Raw genomic sequence first — 17,957 nt, 5'->3', positions numbered from 1 at the left:
TGAGGGAGCCGGATCATAGCCCGGAGACAGTGCTCAGCGCTCGCCCTGCAACCCTTCCAGGCGTGCATCGCAGAGGTCGCGCAGGCGGTCGCGGAGGGTGCGCCCGGCGCTGTCCAGCTCGGGCCGCGCGTAGAGCGCCAGCTCCAGGCCAGCGATGGGCGGGAAGCCGGCCTGCGCGCCAAGCAGGCGATGCTCGGGCCCGACGCAGCCCAGCGGCAGCAGGCTGACCCCCAGTCCGGCGCCGACCGCGGCCACCAGGCTGGCCAGGCTGGCGCTGGAATAGCCGATGCGCCAGCGACGCCCGATGCTCTCCAGGGCATGGATCATCTCCTGGCGATACAGCGCGCCGACCGGGAACACCACCAGCGGCACCGGCTCCTCCGGCGAACCCTCGCCGAACGGCCGCGCGGCGCTGCCGAACCAGCCCAGCGGCTCGGCCCAGCGCGCATGGCAGTCGCTGTCGGCCCCCCACTGCTTGACCAGCAGCAGGTCCAGCTCGCCGCTGCGATAGAGGCGCAGCAGGTGATGGCTGAGACCGCTCTCGACCTCCAGGCGCAGTCGCGGACGCTCTTCGGTGAAGCGCGTCAGCACCGGCATCAGCACTTCGCCGGCGAGGTCTTCCGGCACGCCGAGGCGCAGCACGCCGTCGCCATGGGCCGGGCTGAGGGCCTCGCTGGCCTCGTCCGAGAGCCGCAGCAGGCGCCGCGCGTAGCCAAGCAGGCGCTCGCCTTCCTCGGTCGGCAAGACCTGCCGCTGGCTGCGGTCGAGCAGGCGGCAACCGAGGTTCTGTTCGAGGCGGATGACCTGCTGGCTGACGGTGGACTGGGTCAGGTGCAGGTGTTCGCCGGCGCGGGTGAAGTTGCCGGTGTCGACAACGCTGACGAAGGTACGGAGCAGGACCAGATCGAGCATGCACACTCCCACTGAAAGGCATTACATCATTTAATTTCAGCATACATGACATCGACGCCATACTTTTCGCCAACGCCTATCGGAGCCCATCGACATGTCCCTGGCCAATCTATGCAGGAGCGGAGCCATGCTGGTCTGCGCAGCATTCAGCGGAGGCGCCGGCGCGAGCGACGCCGGAGCATTGCTCGAAGCCGCGCGTCGCGGCGATACCGCGCAGGTCGCCAGCCTGCTCGAACGCAAGGTCGAGGTCGACGCGCCCAGCGCCGACGGTAGCACCCCGCTGCTGCTGGCCACCGCCAACGACCACCTGGCGGTGGCGCGCCAGTTGATCGAGGCCGGCGCCGACGTCAACCGGCAGAACAGCCGGCTCGACAGCCCGTATCTGCTGGCCGGCGCCGAGGGCCGCCTGGAAATCCTGCGCCTGACCCTGCTCCACGGCGCCGACCTGAAGAGTACCAACCGCTATGGCGGCACCGCGCTGATCCCGGCCTGCGAACGCGGCCATGTGGAAGTGGTGAAGACGCTGCTGCAAGCCGGGGTCGATCCCAACCATGTCAACAAGCTCGGCTGGACCGGGCTGCTCGAGGCGATCCTGCTGAGTGACGGCGGTCCGCGCCACCAGGAGATCGTGCGCCTGCTGATCGACGCCGGCGCCGACGTCAACCTGGCCGATGCCGACGGCGTCAGCCCGCTGGCCCACGCCCGCCAGCGCGGCCAGGGCGGGATCGAGCGGCTGCTGCTGGCCGCCGGCGCCCAATGAAAGCGAAGGAGAAAGACATGTCCGATGAAACCTTCATGCGCGAGGCCATCGCCCTCGCCCGCGCCAACGTCGAGGCCGGCGGCCGCCCGTTCGGCGCCGTGCTGGTGCGCGACGGGCGGGTCCTGGCCCGCGGCGTCAACCAGATCCACGAGACCCACGACCCCAGCGCCCACGCCGAGCTGCAGGCGATCCGCCAGGCCAGCCAGGCGCTCGGCAGCCCGCACCTGGACGGTTGCGTGATCTACGCCAGCGGCCATCCCTGCCCGATGTGCCTGGCCGCCATGCATCTCTGCGGCATCCAGGCGGCCTGGTTCGCCTATTCCAACGAGGACGGCGAAGCGTTCGGCCTGTCCACGGCCACGCTCTACGCCGAGATGGCGCGCCCGCCACAGCGGCAGAGCCTGCCGCTACGCGCCCTGCGTCCTGCCGGCGAAGAGGGTCTGTACCGGCAATGGCGGCAAGGCCAGGCATGAGCGCGCGAATCCCTTCCGGCGGCCAGGCCGCCACCGGCGTCGGCGCGGCGGAGGTCAGTTGGGTCGGCCTGCTGGTAATCTTCTGCCTTGGCATCAACCTGCGACCGATCCTCACCGGCATCGGCCCGCTGCTCGAGGAAATCACCGCCGGCACCGGTCTCGGCTTCCAGGGCGCGTCGCTGCTGACGGTGTTGCCGGTGCTCTGCATGGGCCTGGTGGCGCTGTTCCTGCCCTGGCTCGGGCGCTGGCTGGCCGAGCACCGCGGCATCGTCTGCGGACTGCTGGCCATCGCCGCGGCCTGCCTCTGGCGCCTGGAACTGGATAGCGGGCTGGCGCTGATCGCCAGTGCCGCGCTGGCCGGCAGCGGCGTGGCGATCATCCAGGCGCTGGTACCGGGCGTGGTCAAGCGCTGGTTCCCGAGGCGGGTCCCGGCGGCGATGGGCCTCTACTCGGCCTCGCTGATGGCCGGCGGCGGAACCGCGGCGGTGCTCAGCCCGCGGATCGCCGAACACTTCTCCAACTGGCAGGCCGGCCTCGGCGCCTGGGCCGTACCGGCCCTGCTGGCGCTGCTGCTGTGGATGTTCGCGCGGCCAAGGGAGGTGCTGCCGAGCGCTGGCGAGGGGCCGGTCCGGCACTTCTTCGGCAATCGCCGTGGCTGGCTGCTGGCGGTGTATTTCGGGTTGATCAACGGCGGCTACACCAGCATGGTGGCCTGGTTGCCGGTGTACTACCGCCAGCTCGGCTGGAGCGCCCAGGACAGCGGCGGGCTGGTCGGGATCATGACCATCTTCCAGGTGCTCGCCGCGCTCAGCGTGCCGCTGCTGATTCGCCGCCGCCTCGACCGCCGGCCCTGGCTGCTGGCCGCGCTGCTGGTCCAGCTCGGCGGCTTCTGCGGCCTGCTGCTGATGCCGCTGCAGCACGCGGCGCTGTGGGTGGCGTTGATCGGCTACGGCCTGGGCGCCTGCTTCGCCCTCAGCCTGACCCTGACCCTCGACCACCTCCACGAGCCGCGTGCGGCGGGAAGCCTGGCGGCCTTCGTGCAAGGCATCGGCTTCATCATCACCGGCATCGTGCCCTACCTGACCGGCTGGCTGCGCGACGCCACCGGCAGCTTCCAGGCCTCCTGGCTGCTGCTCGCGGCGAGCGTGGTGGCGATGTTGCTGGTGACCCTGCGCTTCGCCCCGTCCGGCTATGCCCGGGCCATGGGCGATACGCGCGACTGAGCGGCGGACCTCCGCGCCCGCCATTGCGGGCGCGGGTGGCGCTTCAGTAATGGGTGGCGATATAGATGCGGTAGCTGATGATGGCCAGCATGCAGATCACCCCGACCCACATGAGGAACAGGCCGAACGGCGTGTCGCGCTTGGTGAAACCCGTGCCGATGAAGAGCATGCCCAGCACGATGATTGCGAAAGTGACGCCGTAGGAATCCATGTTTACCCTCGTTGGCCGCGTTCCTGACATACTTGTCAGTCTAGCTCCAAGCCCGCTAGAACTGCGTTGATATTTATCAGCCTGCGGTCAATCTCGGGCAAATTCATCGAACTTGAGGAAACGCCTGGCTGCGAGCGGCAAGGTCGCGCAAGATCGCCTGGATCTCGCCGAAGTCCGGCCGCTCGCTCACCCGTGGCAGCGCGCAACGTCGCTGCAACTCGACCAGCGCCGCACGTAGCGAGGCCTGCCCCGGCGGCGCCTCACTGCGCTCGAGCAACTCCTCCAGTAGGCAGGCGAAGGCACGCACTTCCAGGCGCCGCAGGGCGCCGGCGAGCACGGCGTCGTCCGGGAGGAAGGACGCGGCGCCGAAATCGCCGAGCAGGCAGGCACCCTCCTCGCGCCAGAGGATGTTATGCGCATAGAAGTCGCCATGGCTGATGCCGCGTCCATGCAGATGGTCCATCAACCCGGCGAGCGAGGCCGCCAGGCGCAGCGCCGTGGCCAGCTCGAAGCGCAGTCCCGACGGATAGACGTCGCGGGTACAGGACTCCAGGCTCGGCGGCCCCGCCAGGTTGCGATAGGCGCCGTCGAGCAGCTCCAGCACCAGCCCGTCGCGCCCTTGCGGATGCCCGGCGAGCCGGCCGAGCACCTCGATCAATTGCGCATGGCGCCCCGCCGCCAGGCAGGCGGCCATCTCGCTGGCAGGGGTGCCATCGCTGGTCACTTCGCCCTTGAACAGCTTCAGCGCCACCGTGCGCGTCGAGCCGTCCGGCTGGCGCCAGCCGGCGCGATGGATGACCCCGGAGGCTCCTTCGCCGATCAGCCCTTCCAGGCTCAGCTCGCTCCAGTCCAGCGCGGCGATGCCGCTGTCGGCCAGCGCCGGCAGGCGGCACAACGGGTTGCCGGCGTAAGCCAGCCAGGCCAGGCGCGGCAGCGTCGCCAGCCAGGCCGGCAGGCGCTGGAAACGGTTGGCGGCGATCCGCAGCAGTTCCAGGCCTTCGCAAGCGGCCATGCTCTCGGGCAAGGCCTCCAGGCGGTTGCCGGCCAGCATCAGCTTCTGCAACGGCCGGCGACCCAGTTCCTCGGGCAGCGTGGCAATCCGGTTGTCGGTGAGGATCAGCCAGCGCAACGCCGGCGGCAGGGCCGCGGCCGGCACCCGCTCGATGCGGTTGGACTTGAAGCCGACCATGCTCAGCGCCGGACAGTCGCCCACCGCCGCCGGCAATTCGGCGAAGTCGTTGGCGGAACAGAACAGCACCTTGAGACGATGCAGCCGGCCGAGGTCGTCCGGCAGGCTGTCCAGGGCGTTGCCGCTGAGGTTGAGCACCTCCAGGGAGTCGGCCAGTTCGAAGATTTCCCGGGGGAACTCGCGCAGGCCGCAGGACAGGTCCAGGCGCGTGGCGCCGGCCAGTTCGCCGCTGCGCAGTTGCTGCAAGGTGTGCATGGTTCGACGGACTCCGGCCAGGGCGGATGGAAAGCCGCGCATGATAGCCAAGGCGTTGCGGAACGCGCACCCTCGCCGTGCTAGAGTGGCCGCCCCGAATCGACAGGACCACAGAGAATGGAACTCTCCCCCGCCGAACGCCAACTCCTGCTGGCCCATCGCCTGGCCGTGTTCGACGGCTGCGTGGTATACGACGCCCAACCGCCGGTGTCCGCCGAACACGTCCAGCGTCTTGCCGAAGGCCTGGCCGGACCGATTCCAGAAGACCTGCTACGCCTCTGGCGCACCTGTTTCGGCGGGCGCCTCGGCTATGACCTGGAAGTCGACTACGACGGCCACCGCCACCCGTTCTCTTTCAGCGAACTGTTCTATCCGGACAGCGACGGCTACCACGACCTCTGGGGCTGGATCGAACACGAGCGCGAGCTGGCGGCGGAAGCCGCGGCAGAAGAAGGCCGCGACTGGAACGGCAAGCTGGCCTACCTGCCGTTCGGTGGCTTCGAGTACCTGGAGCGGCTCTACGTCTGCGTCGAACCCGGCCCCGAGTATGGCGCGGTAATCGCCTGGAGCCACGGCCTGCCGCCGGCCTGGGCCGGACGCCTGCACCAGGATTCGCTGACGCGCCTGGCCGACGACGTCGGCGGGCTGTTCCGCCTGCTGTCCTTCGAACAGGACCCGTTCGACGCCGAGAACGCCTGCGGCGTGGCCGACGAGCTGCTGGAAGCGCTGGACGCCCTGGAGGCCGCCGGGGAGCCCGGCAAGGCGCTGAAGGGCCGCCTGGAAGTCCTGCTGCGCCAGCGCATCCTCGACTGGCGGCCGGCCCTCGCCGACGGCAGCCTGGCCGCCGAGCCAAGGCTGCGTCAACTGGCCCTGGCCGAAGCTGCGCAAGACGGCGACATCGACCTGCTGCAACGCCTGCGCGATGCCGGCTGCGACTTCGCCGAAACCTTGCGCGGACGCGGCGGCGTGCTGGAGGCCTGCCTCGCCCGCGGGCGCCTGGAGGCCGCCAGATGGCTGCTCGACCAGGGCGTCGCGGTGCACCAGGACAGCCTGCAGATTGGCGCCGCGCACCTCGATGCGCTCCTGGCCGAACGCCTGTTGCGGCTCGGCGCGATCTCCGACCCGAATACGGTGCTCCTCGCCCTGCAATACGGCGACGCCGACGCCGCGCGGATCATGGCACGACCGCTGCTGGAGGAGTCGCCGGCGCGGGCCAGCGCCCTGCGCCTGGCCCTCGCCAGCCGCGCCGAGCGCGAGCGCAGCGACGCCAGGCGGGTCAGGTCGGGAAAGATGGGCAGCAACCGCAGTCCCGACGACTACCTGGCCCTGGCCGAGCGCCTGGAGCGCTTCCTCGCCGAGCTGCCTGGCTGAGGCTCAACCCTCCGGTCCCTGCACCTCTATGAAGGAACCGTCGGCCAGCCGCTCGAACGCCCGTCCCGGCGGCGCGTCGAGCAGCGGCAGGATGCTGTCGTCGGCGTTCAGCACCGAGCCCAGGCTGACGTAGGCGGTGGTCCCGGCGGTATTCATGTAGTCGTCCGACTCGTCGCCGGCCATCAGCCGCCAGCCGCTGTCGTTTTCCTCTTCCGGCGCCTCGCGGTAGAGGTAGCCGACCGCCTTCCCCTCGTCTATCACCCGGCGCGTCACGAAGCAGCGCCGGGCATAGCGCGAGATCGGCGTTTCCCGCGGGTCGTGCTCGGTGTTGATGATGTGCCGCGCCTCGAAGACGATGCGCTCGCCCAGCGACAGGTCGCGGATGTATTGCGGATAGTTGTCCAGGCGGCCGCTGAAGGCGCCATCCGCCTCGATGCCCTCGACCGTCACCCAGAGCCGCTCGGCGCGCGGCGCATCGGGGTTGTCGGTATCGAAGGCGAAGATCAGCTTGACGCTTTCCCCGGCGGCGACCCGGTCGATGGTCTCCGCGTCCGGTTTGTAGAAGGTGTAGGGATGGCGGACAGCGATCGCGCTGGCGTCCACCAAGGTCCACGAGGCCATGTCGACTCCCGCTTGGCTGGCTACGCGGCGCCCGTAGCCTGGGCTGCCACGGGCACGCCGGTGCCCGGGCGGCATGGGTGGAATGGCGTGGCCGAGGTTCGGGTCGCGGCGCCCACCGGCAGGTCGAAGCCATGCCCGGCCAGGAACCGCCCTTCGGCCCGCCTACCCAGAGGAAAGTAGCAGCGCCGCCGCGCAGCCGCCAGCAACGGGCTGTCGCAGAGCGCCGCCCCGGATGGGGCGGCGGCGCGCCTTCAGAGGATTTGCAGCGGGTATTCGACGATCAGGCGGACTTCGTCGAGGTCCGACTCGAAGCTGTCGGAGCGCACCGTGGCCTGGCGCACGCGGAACGCCAGGTCCTTGGCCGCGCCGCCCTGCACCACGTACTTGACCTCCACGTCGCGTTCCCAGCGGCCCTGGTTGGTCAGCGGGTTGCCGTTGGCGTCGGTGCGCATGTAGACGCTGTTGGCATTCGAATAATCGGCGTCCCAGCCCTTGCCATAGCGGGTCATGAAGCTCAGCCCCGGCACGCCGAAGGCGGCCATGTCGAGGTCGTAGCGGAGCATCAGCGAGCGTTCCTTGGGCGAGTTGAAGTCGCTGTACTGGATCGAGTTGTCCAGGTAGATGGAGTCGGTCTGGCGCAGGTAGTCGAAGTCGTCGTCGCCGTTGTTGCGCTGGTACGACAGCAGCACCTGGTGCGGGCCGTAGGCGAAGCCGCCGCGCACGCTCCAGATGTCGTTGTCGAGTTCGCCCATCACCTGCCTGCCCTGGTCCTTGACCTTGTAGTAGTTGGCGCCGCCGAGCAGGGACAGCTTGTCGTCCAGCGGATAGTTGAAGCTGGTGCCGGCGTAGTACTGGTCCCAGGCGTCCTTCTGGCGGCTGCCGTAGAGGCTGACGCTCCAGTGCTCGGTGGCCTGGTAGTCGCCGCCGGCGTAGGCGACCCACGGCGAGTCGATGCGCCGGCCGGTGTAGAAGCTGTAGAAGTCGTCGCTGCCGCTGGTGCTGTTCGGCTGGGTCATCGAGTTCAGCTTGCCGGCCTGCAGGGTCAGGCCCTTCGCCAGGCTGTCGTTGACCAGGGTAAAGCCGCGGAAGCTGGAGGGGAACAGCCGGCTGTTGCCGTACTGGATCACCGGGGTTTCCGGGAACACGTCGCCGACCCGCAGCACGGTGCCGTACCAGCGCAGCTTGACCGCGCCGCCGGCTCGCGAATAGTCGTCCTGCGGCCGCCCCTGGTCGTCATAGGGCAGCAGGTCGACGCTACCGCCGGCGCCGGAACGCCCGCCGCCGCTGTCCAGGCGCACGCCGAGCTGGGCGAAGGCGTCGATGCCGACGCCCAGCGTGCCCTGGGTGAAGCCCGAGGAGAAGTTGGCCATGAAGCCCTGCACCCATTCCTCGGTGTAGCCGCCGCCCGCCGGGCTCGATTGGCCCTTGCGGAAGTCGCGGTTGAAGTAGAAGTTGCGCAGCAGCAGGTTGACCTCGCTGCCCTCGATGAAACCTTCCTTGCTCCGCTCGGCGTTCTCCTCGGCGACGGCCGAGGCCATCACTCCAGCGCCCAGCAGCAGTGGAAGCGTCCACAGTCGTTTCTTTCCATCCCCTTGCATGGCGATTGCTCCAGATCGGTTCATGTCTGTTTTTCTTCTGCGGCCATGCCTTGCGACGCTGGCTGTGCGTGAACTTCTGGTCGATCGCGCCCCCGCGCAGTCCTGCCGCAACCGGCATTGACCGTGGGGCTGATTCTGGAACCGGGGAAATGACGCAGACATGAGGCGGGGATTACTTTTCCGCAATCTTAACTCGCACTTAATGCGCTTCGCGCAGACTCCTCCGCCATGCAACGGAGCATCGCCGAAGTTATCGGAAACGTAATTTTCCACTCACCCTCGGGTAATCCGTCCGCTCTTACTCTTTGCTCAAACGGGACGAATACCTCGCCCCGGCGACGAGCCAACCCGAGAGGTTTGCCATGAAGATCATCCCGATGCTGCTGGCCGCCCTGCTGGCGACCGGCGCCGCCACTGCCCAGGCCCAGGACGGCAGCGAACGCTCCTGGCAGTACAACGCCGAATTCCGCGCCGCGCAGAAAGAACTGCGCGAAAAGCGCCTGCAGAAGCAACAACTGGAAGCGCAAGCGCAGAAGACCGACCGCAGCAAATGCGCCGAGCGCAAGAACGGCAACGGCTGAGCAGCCTTTCACCGAGCAATACACTTGTCCTTTTTGGGTTGCTCCTTTGGACAAGTCCTGAGGCGCCAGTCATGGCGCCTTTTTTTATCCGCCGTCGCGCCTGGCGGAAGAAGGCGGCATGGTCGCCAGCGACCAGCCGCCCTCCCCGTTTCCCACCTTACTCCTGCAATGCCCGCGGCCGCTGGCTGCGGCGCTCGGCGGCGGGCGCCGGGCTGGCCTGGAGCTGGAAGTCGAAATCCAGTTCGGCGAAGCGTCCGCCCTCCACGCCGCGGTCGCGGGCCGCGGCGGGATCGTCGTTGAAGCGCAGGTCGCCGATCAGCCCATCGCGGGTGGCGTAGGCGAAGTCGTCCCACAGGTAGCGGTCGCCCGCCAGGTTGATCTGGGTGGTCAGGTGGCGATGGCCGGGCGCCGAGACGAAGAAGTGGATGTGCGCCGGCCGCTGGCCGTGGCGGCCGAGGCGGTCGAGCAGTTCCTGGGTCGGGCCGTCGCTCGGGCAACCGTAGCCGGAGGGCACGATGCTGCGCGCACGGTAGCGGCCGTCGGCGTCGGTGCGGATGCGCCGGCGCAGGTTGTATTCGGACTGACTGCTGTCGAAGTAGGAATAGGTGCCTTGGGTATTGGCGTGCCAGACGTCGACGATGGCTCCGGCCAGCGGCTGGCCGTCGGGACCGCTGACGCGGCCCTGGAGGAACATCACGGTGCCGGGGTCGCGGCCGTCGTCCATCCGTGCCTCGCCGTCGCTTAGCGGCGCGCCGGCGACGTACAGCGGCCCTTCGATGGTGCGCGGCGTGCCGCCGGTGAGGCCGGCCTCGGCGTCCTGGGCGTCGAGCAGCAGGTCCAGGTAATGCTCCAGGCCCAGCCCGGCGGCCAGCAGGCCGGCTTCCTGGCGGCTGCCCAGGCGGTTCAGGTAGTCCACCGCTTTCCAGAATTCGTCGGGCGTGACCTGCATCTCTTCGATCAGCTTCGCCGTGTCGTCGAGGACGCGCCGCACCAGGGCCTTGGTGCGCGGATCGCCGCGTTCGTTGAGCTGGCCGCTGGCCTCTTCGAAGAAGCGCTGGACGTCGGCAGTCTGGGAAATCTTCACGGTCATGGCGTTTGCCTCTGCTTGTTGTTGTCGGGCGTGGGAAGGGAATCTCAGCGGTCGTCGGCATGGATCGACGAGGGATGCCGGCAAAGCCCGTCGATCTCGATGTCCATGTAGGGAAACAGCGGCAGCCGGGTCAGGGTGTCGTGCAGCGCCTCGACGCTGGGCAGGTCGAACAGGCTGTAGTTGGCGTAGTGCCCGGCGATCCGCCAGAGGTGCCGCCAGCTGCCCTCGCGCTGGAGGCGCTGGGCCATTTCCTTCTCCTCGGCCTTGAGCCGCTCGGCCTGCTGCGGGTCCATGTCGACGGGCAACTTCACGGTCATCTTCACGTGGAACAGCATCGGTCGTTTCTCCTCTGTCTGCGGAATGGCTTCAGCGCCGGCGGAAGCGCGCCAGGCGCTCCTCGTCGAGCGCCAGGCCGAGACCCGGCGCACGCGGCACGTGCAAGTGGAAATCCTGGTAGCGCGGCGACTCGAGGAGGATGTCCTCGGTCAGCAACAACGGGCCGAACAGTTCGCTGTGCCAGGCCAGGCGGTCGAGGGTGACGAAGGCGTGGGCGGCGGCCAGGGTGCCGATGCCGCCCTCGAGCATGGTCCCGCCGTACAGGCCGATCCCGGCCGCCTCGGCGATCGCCGCGCTACGCAGCACCGCGCGCGGTCCGCCGTTCTTGGCGATCTTCAGGGCGAACACCGGGGCGGCGCCCTCGCGAGCCAGGTGGAAGGCATCCTCGACGCTCTCGATGGCCTCGTCGGCCATGATCGGCGCGCCGCCGCGGCTGCTCAGGCGCGCCAGGCCGATGCGGTTGTGGCGGGCGATGGGCTGTTCGATCAGGGCGATGCCGTTGTCGCCGAGCGTCGCGCAGGCACGCTGGGCAACGCCTTCGTCCCAGGCCTGGTTGACGTCCACCCGCACGCTGGCGCGCTCGCCAAGGGCGCGCTTGATGGCGATCGCGTGGGCCACGTCGGCATCCACCTCACCGGCGCCGATCTTCAGCTTGAAGTGCCGGTGGCGGCGCAGGTCGAGCATCCGCTCGGCTTCCTCGATGTCGCGGCCGGTGTCGCCGCTGGCCAGGGTCCAGGCCACCTCCAGGCTGTCGTGCAGGCGGCCGCCGAGCAGTTCGCTGACGGCCAGGCCGAGGCGCTTGCCATGGGCGTCGAGCAAGGCGGTCTCGACCGCCGAGCGGGCGAAGGTGTTGCCCCTGATGTGCCGGTCCAGGCGCTGCATCGCGGCATTCACGTTGTCCGCCGGCTGGCCCAGCAGCAACGGGGCGAAATGCGCGTCGAGATTGCTCTTGATGCTCTCCGGGCTCTCGCTGCCGTAGGCCAGGCCACCGATGGTGGTGGCTTCGCCGAGGCCCTCGATGCCGTCGCTGCAACGCAGGCGGAGGATCACCAGGGTCTGCCGGTTCATGGTGTGCATGGCCAGCTTGTGCGGGCGGATGGTCGGCAGGTCGACGATGATCGACTCGAGGCTTTGGATCACGGCTTGGCTCATTCTCGGGGGTCCACCAGGGTTGCGGTCGGGTTTTCGACGGTTCGCCGCTCAAGGCTCGCTCGATACCGAGCAGGTTTCGCCGTCGTTTCGGCCAAGCATCCATCGCCTTCTTCACTGGGGTCCAATATCATCTTCCTCTCGAACCATACCCTGGAGGTATCATGGAGCTTCGTCACCTGCGCTACTTCCAGGCGCTGGCCCGGACCCTCAACTTCACCCGCGCCGCCGAGCAACTGCACATCGCCCAGCCACCGCTGAGCCGGCAGATCCAGCAACTCGAGGAAATGCTCGGGGTGGCCCTGCTGGAGCGCGGCCGGCCGCTGCGCCTGACCGAAGCCGGGCGCTTCTTCCACGAACAGAGCGCGACGCTCCTGGACCAACTGGAGAGCATCTGCGACAGCACCCGGCGGATCGGCCAGGGCCAGCGCCAGTGGTTCGGCATCGGCTTCGTGCCCTCGGCGCTGTATGGCGTGCTGCCGGAGCTGATCCGCCACCTGCGCGGCGACCCGGAGCTGGAGCTGGGCCTGCTGGAGATGACCACCCTGCAACAGGTCGAGGCGCTGAAGAGCGGGCGCATCGACATCGGTTTCGGACGCATCCGCATCGACGACCCGGCGATCCGCCAGAGCGTGCTCAGCGAAGAGCCGCTGGTCGCCGCCCTGCCCGCCGGGCACCCGTTGCTCGGCCAGCCGCTGAGCCTGGAGCGCCTGTCGCGCGAGCCGTTCGTGCTCTACCCCGGCCAGCCGCGGCCGAGCTACGCCGACCATGTGCTGGCGCTGTTCGCCACCCACGGCCTGAGCCTGCGCGTGACGCAATGGGCCAACGAGATGCAGACCGCCATCGGCCTGGTCGCCGCCGGACTCGGCGCGACCCTGGTGCCGGCCTCGGTGCAGTTGCAGCACCGCGACGACGTCGCCTACCAGGCCCTGGCCGACGCCTCCCTGACCTCGCCGATCATCGTCAGCCGGCGCCAGGGCGACGGCTCCCCGCACCTGCGGCGCTGCCTGGCGCTGATCGGCCGCGAGGACGCCTGAACGCCCTCTCAGGAGCGCCGCGCGGCGCGGCGCTGGGTCATGCTCGGGGTTTCCTCGAAGCGCTTGCGGTAGTCCACGGAGAAGCGTCCGAGGTGGCTGAAGCCCCAGCCCAGGGCAATCGTCGAGATGCTGCGGGCGCCGCCGCTGGCGAGGATCTCCTCGCGCACCGCGGCGAGCCGGTAGTGCTTCAGGTAGCTCATCGGCGACACCCCGAAGTAGCGACGGAAGCCCTCGAACAGCTTGAACCGCGAGACCCCGGCGGCGCGTTCCACGTCCTCCAGGCTCAGGGTCTCGCGGGCGTTGGCCTGGAGAAACTCGCGAGCGCGCAGCAGGTAGTGCGGCGGGCGCCCGCCAAGGCCCTGCTGCAGGGCCTCGCTGTAGTTGTTCGGCTGGGCCAGGATCAGTCCCTTGATCAGCGCGCGTTCCAGGTCGCTGCTGAAAAACGCCTGGGCGTAGAGTTCGCTGCGCGCCATCTCCTCGCTGATGTGCCGCACGGTGCGCCACCAGGACGCGGAGGCGCCGTCCAGGGCATCCATCTCCGGATCGAAGCGCAAGGGCGTATCGATCGGCCGCTGCAACATCTCCTCCAGGACCTTGCGCATCGCCGTGCGGCCGATCACCACCTGCAACTTGCGGCAGTCCCCGGCGATGCTCAGCTCCTGGCGCTCGTTGGGCGCGATGATCACCCCGCGGCGGACGTCGGAGAGCAGGCGCAGCCCGCCCCGGCACAGCTCCTGCTCGCCGCTGAGCGGCAGGCTCAGGCTGTAGGCGTTGAACGCCGCGGCATCCTCGACGGTGATGGTGACGTCGGTGCCGTAGCCGATGTAGCCGAGGGTGGTGCACATCGACTTCAGCACGTTGCCGTGGTGCTGGAACTGCACCAGTCCCGGGCTCGCCGCTTCGAGCCGGTGCGGCCCGCAGACCTTCGACATCCAGGAACGGGCGGCGGCCAGGTCCAGGTGGTCGGCATGGAGATCGCCACGATCGGCGACGGGATGGCTCCTCATCATGGTTCGGCACTCGACACGGCAAGGCTGGGGGTGCGCTCTGCTGGCGCTCTGTTTTCAGCAAAATGCAAGGCATGTGCCGGCGCAAGGCCGACTCCCCGCATCCTCCACTATCCGGATAGCGTTCGCCGACTTTCCGGACAAAGCGTCCGCCGCAAGCGCCGCTCGAACCCGGAACGAGCCCTCCGCGAGGCCCTCGGCCGCTCCTCGGCGGCCGCACATTTTCGGGATGCGCATCGTCGACTAAGCGGATAGCCCGCCCCCGCTCGTGGCCGTTGAATGGCTCACCCATAACGACAACGCACAAGGGTGAGAACGCATGAACGCTACCCGCAGAAGCCTGGAACAGTGGCGCGACTATGTCGGCGGCTGTCTCGACTTCCGTCCCGAGGAAGGCATCTTCCGCATCGCCCGGGACATGTTCACCGAACCGGAGCTGTTCGACCTGGAGATGGAGCTGATCTTCGAAAAGAACTGGATCTACGCCTGCCACGAAAGCGAACTGGCCAGGCCCCACGACTTCGTCACCCTGCGCGCCGGACGCCAGCCGCTGATCGTCACCCGCGACGGCAACGGCCAGTTGCACGCGCTGGTCAACGCCTGCCAGCATCGCGGCGCGACCCTGGTGCGGGTCGGCAAGGGCAACCAGTCGACCTTCACCTGTCCGTTCCATGCCTGGTGCTACAAGAACGACGGCCGGCTGGTGAAGGTCAAGGCGCCGGGCGAATACCCGGAAGGCTTCGACAAGGCCACCCGCGGCCTGAAGAAAGCGCGCATCCAGAGCTACAGGGGCTTCGTCTTCGTCAGCCTGGACGTCGCCGGCGAGGACGACCTGGTGGACTTCCTCGGCGACGCCCGGGTGTTCCTCGACATGCTGGTGGCGCAGTCTCCCAGCGGCGAGCTGGAAGTGCTGCCCGGCACCTCCACCTACACCTACGAAGGCAACTGGAAGCTGCAGAACGAGAATGGCCTGGACGGCTATCACGTCAGTACCGTGCACTACAACTACGTAGCCACCGTGCAGCACCGCCAGCAGGTCGAGGCCGAGCGCGGCGGCGCGGCCGCCACCCTCGACTACAGCAAGCTCGGCGCCGGCGACGCGGCCACCGACGACGGCTGGTTCTCCTTCGCCAACGGCCACAGCGTGCTCTTCAGCGAGATGCCCAACCCCGCCGTACGCCCCGGCTACGCCAGCGTGATGCCGCGGCTGGTGGCGGAATACGGCCAGGCCCGCGCCGAGTGGATGATGCATCGCCTGCGCAACCTCAATCTCTACCCCAGCCTGTTCGTCATCGACCAGATCAGCTCGCAGCTGCGCATCGTCCGCCCGCTGGCCTGGAACCGTACCGAGATCGTCAGCCAGTGCATCGGCGTCAAGGGCGAGTCGGACGCCGACCGGGAGAACCGGATCCGCCAGTTCGAGGACTTCTTCAACGTCTCCGGGATGGGCACGCCCGACGATCTGGTGGAGTTCCGCGAAGCCCAGCGTGGCTTCCAGGCCCGCCTGGAGCGCTGGAGCGACATCTCCCGCGGCCACGGCAAGTGGCTCGAAGGCGCGACGCCGAACAGCCAGGCGCTGGGTATCGCGCCGCTGCTGACCGGCACCGAGATCACCCACGAAGGCCTCTACGTCAACCAGCACGCGCATTGGCGGCGCTTCCTCCTCGACGGCCTGGAGCGCCTGGCCCTGCGCGCGAAGGAGGTGACCCCATGAACGCCGGACTGCAGTACCGCGTCGAACAGTTCCTCTACCGCCACGCCGAACTCTGCGATGCCCAGGACTGGGACGGCTACCTCGCGCAGTTCGACGAACAGTGCGAGTTCCACCTGCCGCAGTGGGAGTCCGAGCACCGCTACACCCGCGATCCGAAGCGCGAGATGTCGCTGATCTACTACCCCAGCCGTGCCGGCCTGGAAGACCGGGTGTTCCGTATCCGCACCGGCAAGGCCGCGTCCACCGTGCCGATGCCGCGCACCCTGCACCAGATCGGCAACGTGCGCATCGCCGAGGAAGGCGAAGGCCTGCTGCGAGTGCGGGTCAACTGGCAGACCCTGTTCCAGCGCCTGGACCAGACCGGCAGCTTCTTCGGCCATGCCACCTACCGCCTGAAACCCCATGGCGAGGCCTGGCTGATCGCGCGCAAGCACATCGTCCTGCTCAACGACCGGATCGACTCGGTCCTCGACTTCTACCACCTCTGAACGGCGGGCCCCGTCACGATGAATCACAAAGTCGCCCTCAGCTTCGCCGACGGCAAGACCCTGTTCCTGCCCGTCGGCCACGACGACCTACTCCTCGACGCCGCCCTGCGCCACGGCATCAACCTGCCGCTGGACTGCCGCGAAGGGGTCTGCGGCACCTGCATGGGCCGCTGCGAGGCGGGCAGCTACAGCCTGGACTACGCCGACGAGGACACCCTCTCCGCCGCCGACCTGGAGCAGCGCAAGGTGCTCGCCTGCCAGACCCGGGTGCGCTCCGACGCGGCCTTCTACTTCGACTTCGCCTCGACCCTCTGCCACGCCGCCGCGGCCCAGGCGCACAGCGGCGTGGTGCGCGAACTGCGCCTGCTCTCCGAGGACACAGCGCTGCTCCGCCTCGACGCCGGCGCCGCGGGCCGCCAGTTGGACTTCCTGCCCGGCCAGTACGCGCGCCTGCAAGTACCCGGCAGCGACTGCCGGCGCGCCTACTCCTTCGCCAACCGGCCGAATCCGCAGAACCACCTGCAGTTCCTCATCCGCCTGCTCCCGGGCGGCGCCATGAGCGACTACCTGCGCCAAGGGTGCCGGGTCGGCGACGAGATCCGCTTCGAGGCGCCGCTGGGCACCTTCTACCTGCGTCAGGTGGAGCGCCCGTTGCTGCTGGTGGCCGGCGGCACCGGCCTGTCGGCGTTCCTCGGCATGCTCGACGAACTGGCCGAGCGCGGCTGCGAGCGGCCGGTGCATCTCTACTACGGGGTACGCCGCGCCGCCGATCTCTGCGAATTGCAGCGGATCGCCGGCTACGCCGAGCGGCTTCCCGGCTTCCGCTTCGTCCCGGTGCTCAGCGAGGCGGACGCCGACTGGGACGGCCGGCGCGGCTACCTGCACGAGCATTTCGACGCCGCCCGCCTGCGCGACGAAGCTTTCGACCTCTACCTGTGCGGGCCGCCGCCGATGGTCGAGGCGGTCCGCCAGTGGCTGCGCGGGCGCTCCCTGGAGCATCTGCGGCTGTACCTGGAGAAGTTCACCGAAAGCGGCGACTGATGCGCTCAGCCGAGGTCGCCGCCAGCTACCGGCAGGGTCACGCCGGTGATGTAGGACGCCTCGTCGGAGGCGAGGAAAAGGATCGCCGCGACCTGCTCGTCGATGCTGCCGTAGCGCTTCATCAGGCTGCTGTCGAGGGTCTGCTCGACGATCTGTCGATACCAGCGCCGCTCCTCCTCGCTCTGCGCCGCGGCGTTGCGCGGAATCCTTCGCGGCGGCGCGTCGGTGCCGCCCGGCGCCACCGCGTTGACGCGGATGCCCTGGTCGGCGGTCTCGAACGCCAGGCAGGCGGTCAGCGCGTTCACCCCGCCCTTGGCGGCGCCATAGGGCACCCGGTTGACCCCGCGGGTGGCAACCGACGAGACGTTGACGATCGCCCCGCTACCCTGCCCCAGCATCGCCGGCAGCGCCGCGCGGCAACACCACAAGGTGGGCAGCAGCGAACGCCGCAGCTCGGCCTCGATCTCGTCCTCGGCGTAGTGCTGGTAGGGCTTCGCCCAGAGGGTGCCGCCGACGTTGTTGACCAGGATGTCCAGCCGGCCGAAACGCTCCAGGGTCCGCTCCAGTACCCGCTGGCATTCGGCATAGCGCTCCAGGTCGGCGGTCAGGCACAGGCAGGCGTCGCCGGCCAATTCGTGGACCAGCTCGGAGCGGTCCACCGCCACCACCCGCGCGCCTTCCTCCAGCAGGCGCCGGGCCACGCCCAGGCCGATGCCCTGGGCGGCGCCGCTGACCAGGGCGACCTTGTCGCGGAATCTGTCGTTCATGGGAATCTCCTTGGCTCGCTCGGGTTCAGGCCGCGCTGGCGGCGAACTTTTCGTAGTAGAAATTCGCCGGGCGCACGCCCTGCTCGCGCAGGTAGCGCTCGACCGCCTCGACCATCGGCGGCGGCCCGCACAGG

Annotated in this window: 19 protein-coding genes and 1 pseudogene; 9 read left to right on the top strand and 11 right to left on the bottom strand. The window is 68.9% G+C overall.

The window, feature by feature from the left end:
- Window positions 1–33 precede the first annotated feature (33 nt).
- Complete coding sequence (locus tag HMPREF2581_RS29390) at window positions 34–912, bottom strand: LysR substrate-binding domain-containing protein (protein ID WP_003089840.1); 879 nt, start codon at window positions 910–912, stop codon at window positions 34–36.
- A 127-nt stretch (window positions 913–1,039) separates the two neighbouring features.
- Here HMPREF2581_RS29390 and HMPREF2581_RS29385 point away from each other — a divergent pair, with 127 nt between their 5' ends.
- The 3 genes from HMPREF2581_RS29385 to HMPREF2581_RS29375 are packed head-to-tail and all read left to right on the top strand — an operon-like array spanning window position 1,040 to window position 3,368.
- Window positions 1,040–1,672 (top strand): ankyrin repeat domain-containing protein, encoded by a 633-nt coding sequence (locus tag HMPREF2581_RS29385; RefSeq protein WP_003109549.1) that lies wholly within the window; start codon window positions 1,040–1,042, stop codon window positions 1,670–1,672.
- A gap of 17 nt (window positions 1,673–1,689) precedes the next feature.
- Complete coding sequence (locus HMPREF2581_RS29380; RefSeq protein ID WP_003139120.1) at window positions 1,690–2,145, top strand: nucleoside deaminase; 456 nt, start codon at window positions 1,690–1,692, stop codon at window positions 2,143–2,145.
- On the top strand, window positions 2,142–3,368 hold the full coding sequence (locus tag HMPREF2581_RS29375; RefSeq protein ID WP_003139119.1) for a CynX/NimT family MFS transporter: 1,227 nt from the start codon (window positions 2,142–2,144) through the stop codon (window positions 3,366–3,368). The genes HMPREF2581_RS29380 and HMPREF2581_RS29375 overlap by 4 nt, the downstream gene beginning before the upstream one ends.
- A 43-nt stretch (window positions 3,369–3,411) precedes the next feature.
- On the opposite strand, the gene HMPREF2581_RS29370 is transcribed toward HMPREF2581_RS29375, so the two are convergent.
- The gene (locus tag HMPREF2581_RS29370) at window positions 3,412–3,579 is read right to left on the bottom strand and encodes a hypothetical protein (RefSeq protein ID WP_003089849.1); all 168 of its coding nucleotides are present in this window, start codon (window positions 3,577–3,579) and stop codon (window positions 3,412–3,414) included.
- A 103-nt stretch (window positions 3,580–3,682) separates the two neighbouring features.
- Window positions 3,683–5,023 (bottom strand): leucine-rich repeat-containing protein kinase family protein, encoded by a 1,341-nt coding sequence (locus HMPREF2581_RS29365; RefSeq protein ID WP_016254201.1) that lies wholly within the window; start codon window positions 5,021–5,023, stop codon window positions 3,683–3,685.
- 117 nt (window positions 5,024–5,140) lie between these two features.
- Here HMPREF2581_RS29365 and HMPREF2581_RS29360 point away from each other — a divergent pair, with 117 nt between their 5' ends.
- Entirely contained in the window at window positions 5,141–6,394 is a 1,254-nt protein-coding gene (locus tag HMPREF2581_RS29360; protein WP_003139117.1) for an SMI1/KNR4 family protein, read from the top strand.
- Between the two features lie 3 nt (window positions 6,395–6,397).
- Here HMPREF2581_RS29360 and HMPREF2581_RS29355 read toward each other — a convergent pair whose 3' ends face one another.
- Window positions 6,398–7,015, bottom strand: coding sequence for an immunity protein Imm33 domain-containing protein (locus tag HMPREF2581_RS29355; protein ID WP_003089860.1), 618 nt, complete (start codon window positions 7,013–7,015; stop codon window positions 6,398–6,400).
- 251 nt (window positions 7,016–7,266) lie between these two features.
- Complete coding sequence (locus HMPREF2581_RS29350; RefSeq protein ID WP_003139115.1) at window positions 7,267–8,613, bottom strand: OprD family porin; 1,347 nt, start codon at window positions 8,611–8,613, stop codon at window positions 7,267–7,269.
- Window positions 8,614–8,975: 362 nt separating this feature from the next.
- Here HMPREF2581_RS29350 and HMPREF2581_RS29345 point away from each other — a divergent pair, with 362 nt between their 5' ends.
- Window positions 8,976–9,194, top strand: a complete 219-nt coding sequence (locus HMPREF2581_RS29345) for a hypothetical protein (RefSeq protein WP_003089862.1) — start codon at window positions 8,976–8,978, stop codon at window positions 9,192–9,194.
- A 157-nt stretch (window positions 9,195–9,351) separates the two neighbouring features.
- Here HMPREF2581_RS29345 and catA read toward each other — a convergent pair whose 3' ends face one another.
- The 3 genes from catA to HMPREF2581_RS29330 are packed head-to-tail and all read right to left on the bottom strand — an operon-like array spanning window position 9,352 to window position 11,772.
- Window positions 9,352–10,284, bottom strand: a complete 933-nt coding sequence (catA, locus tag HMPREF2581_RS29340; protein WP_003139114.1) for a catechol 1,2-dioxygenase — start codon at window positions 10,282–10,284, stop codon at window positions 9,352–9,354.
- A 44-nt stretch (window positions 10,285–10,328) separates the two neighbouring features.
- Complete coding sequence (gene catC / locus HMPREF2581_RS29335) at window positions 10,329–10,619, bottom strand: muconolactone Delta-isomerase (protein WP_003089864.1); 291 nt, start codon at window positions 10,617–10,619, stop codon at window positions 10,329–10,331.
- Between the two features lie 31 nt (window positions 10,620–10,650).
- Complete coding sequence (locus HMPREF2581_RS29330) at window positions 10,651–11,772, bottom strand: muconate cycloisomerase family protein (RefSeq protein ID WP_003139111.1); 1,122 nt, start codon at window positions 11,770–11,772, stop codon at window positions 10,651–10,653.
- A gap of 161 nt (window positions 11,773–11,933) precedes the next feature.
- On the opposite strand from HMPREF2581_RS29330, the gene HMPREF2581_RS29325 reads away from it, so the two are divergent.
- On the top strand, window positions 11,934–12,806 hold the full coding sequence (locus HMPREF2581_RS29325; protein WP_003089870.1) for a LysR family transcriptional regulator: 873 nt from the start codon (window positions 11,934–11,936) through the stop codon (window positions 12,804–12,806).
- Window positions 12,807–12,814: 8 nt separating this feature from the next.
- Here HMPREF2581_RS29325 and HMPREF2581_RS29320 read toward each other — a convergent pair whose 3' ends face one another.
- The gene (locus HMPREF2581_RS29320; RefSeq protein ID WP_003089872.1) at window positions 12,815–13,816 is read right to left on the bottom strand and encodes an AraC family transcriptional regulator; all 1,002 of its coding nucleotides are present in this window, start codon (window positions 13,814–13,816) and stop codon (window positions 12,815–12,817) included.
- Window positions 13,817–14,132: 316 nt separating this feature from the next.
- Between HMPREF2581_RS29320 and antA the strand changes: the two genes are divergently transcribed.
- Genes antA through antC form a run of 3 tightly spaced genes read left to right on the top strand, consistent with a single transcriptional unit; the run spans window position 14,133 to window position 17,056 of the window.
- Window positions 14,133–15,527, top strand: a complete 1,395-nt coding sequence (gene antA / locus HMPREF2581_RS29315; protein ID WP_003139109.1) for an anthranilate 1,2-dioxygenase large subunit — start codon at window positions 14,133–14,135, stop codon at window positions 15,525–15,527.
- The gene (antB, locus tag HMPREF2581_RS29310) at window positions 15,524–16,015 is read left to right on the top strand and encodes an anthranilate 1,2-dioxygenase small subunit (protein ID WP_003131295.1); all 492 of its coding nucleotides are present in this window, start codon (window positions 15,524–15,526) and stop codon (window positions 16,013–16,015) included. Before antA ends, antB begins: the two co-directional genes overlap by 4 nt.
- Before the next feature lie 18 nt (window positions 16,016–16,033).
- Window positions 16,034–17,056 (top strand): anthranilate 1,2-dioxygenase electron transfer component AntC, encoded by a 1,023-nt coding sequence (gene antC, locus HMPREF2581_RS29305; protein ID WP_003089878.1) that lies wholly within the window; start codon window positions 16,034–16,036, stop codon window positions 17,054–17,056.
- A gap of 5 nt (window positions 17,057–17,061) precedes the next feature.
- Here antC and HMPREF2581_RS29300 read toward each other — a convergent pair whose 3' ends face one another.
- Window positions 17,062–17,823 (bottom strand): 1,6-dihydroxycyclohexa-2,4-diene-1-carboxylate dehydrogenase, encoded by a 762-nt coding sequence (locus HMPREF2581_RS29300; RefSeq protein WP_003113313.1) that lies wholly within the window; start codon window positions 17,821–17,823, stop codon window positions 17,062–17,064.
- Between the two features lie 25 nt (window positions 17,824–17,848).
- Window positions 17,849–17,957: pseudogene (locus tag HMPREF2581_RS33095) on the bottom strand (NADH oxidase); the annotation flags it as partial.

This window comes from Pseudomonas sp. HMSC057H01, from assembly GCF_001836405.1.
GTDB lineage: Bacteria > Pseudomonadota > Gammaproteobacteria > Pseudomonadales > Pseudomonadaceae > Pseudomonas > Pseudomonas aeruginosa.
The sequence above is the reverse complement of the archived record's forward strand: the minus strand, read 5'-3'. Positions and strand labels throughout refer to the sequence as shown.

What these genes read in the sequence shown, in the direction of transcription:
- HMPREF2581_RS29390 (WP_003089840.1), bottom strand. Translation starts at nt 912, where the DNA reads ATGCTCGATCTGGTCCTGCTCCGTACCTTCGTCAGCGTTGTCGACACC.
- HMPREF2581_RS29385 (WP_003109549.1), top strand. Translation starts at nt 1,040, where the DNA reads ATGCTGGTCTGCGCAGCATTCAGCGGAGGCGCCGGCGCGAGCGACGCC.
- HMPREF2581_RS29380 (WP_003139120.1), top strand. Translation starts at nt 1,690, where the DNA reads ATGTCCGATGAAACCTTCATGCGCGAGGCCATCGCCCTCGCCCGCGCC.
- HMPREF2581_RS29375 (WP_003139119.1), top strand. Translation starts at nt 2,142, where the DNA reads ATGAGCGCGCGAATCCCTTCCGGCGGCCAGGCCGCCACCGGCGTCGGC.
- HMPREF2581_RS29370 (WP_003089849.1), bottom strand. Translation starts at nt 3,579, where the DNA reads ATGGATTCCTACGGCGTCACTTTCGCAATCATCGTGCTGGGCATGCTC.
- HMPREF2581_RS29365 (WP_016254201.1), bottom strand. Translation starts at nt 5,023, where the DNA reads ATGCACACCTTGCAGCAACTGCGCAGCGGCGAACTGGCCGGCGCCACG.
- HMPREF2581_RS29360 (WP_003139117.1), top strand. Translation starts at nt 5,141, where the DNA reads ATGGAACTCTCCCCCGCCGAACGCCAACTCCTGCTGGCCCATCGCCTG.
- HMPREF2581_RS29355 (WP_003089860.1), bottom strand. Translation starts at nt 7,015, where the DNA reads ATGGCCTCGTGGACCTTGGTGGACGCCAGCGCGATCGCTGTCCGCCAT.
- HMPREF2581_RS29350 (WP_003139115.1), bottom strand. Translation starts at nt 8,613, where the DNA reads ATGCAAGGGGATGGAAAGAAACGACTGTGGACGCTTCCACTGCTGCTG.
- HMPREF2581_RS29345 (WP_003089862.1), top strand. Translation starts at nt 8,976, where the DNA reads ATGAAGATCATCCCGATGCTGCTGGCCGCCCTGCTGGCGACCGGCGCC.
- catA (WP_003139114.1), bottom strand. Translation starts at nt 10,284, where the DNA reads ATGACCGTGAAGATTTCCCAGACTGCCGACGTCCAGCGCTTCTTCGAA.
- catC (WP_003089864.1), bottom strand. Translation starts at nt 10,619, where the DNA reads ATGCTGTTCCACGTGAAGATGACCGTGAAGTTGCCCGTCGACATGGAC.
- HMPREF2581_RS29330 (WP_003139111.1), bottom strand. Translation starts at nt 11,772, where the DNA reads ATGAGCCAAGCCGTGATCCAAAGCCTCGAGTCGATCATCGTCGACCTG.
- HMPREF2581_RS29325 (WP_003089870.1), top strand. Translation starts at nt 11,934, where the DNA reads ATGGAGCTTCGTCACCTGCGCTACTTCCAGGCGCTGGCCCGGACCCTC.
- HMPREF2581_RS29320 (WP_003089872.1), bottom strand. Translation starts at nt 13,816, where the DNA reads ATGATGAGGAGCCATCCCGTCGCCGATCGTGGCGATCTCCATGCCGAC.
- antA (WP_003139109.1), top strand. Translation starts at nt 14,133, where the DNA reads ATGAACGCTACCCGCAGAAGCCTGGAACAGTGGCGCGACTATGTCGGC.
- antB (WP_003131295.1), top strand. Translation starts at nt 15,524, where the DNA reads ATGAACGCCGGACTGCAGTACCGCGTCGAACAGTTCCTCTACCGCCAC.
- antC (WP_003089878.1), top strand. Translation starts at nt 16,034, where the DNA reads ATGAATCACAAAGTCGCCCTCAGCTTCGCCGACGGCAAGACCCTGTTC.
- HMPREF2581_RS29300 (WP_003113313.1), bottom strand. Translation starts at nt 17,823, where the DNA reads ATGAACGACAGATTCCGCGACAAGGTCGCCCTGGTCAGCGGCGCCGCC.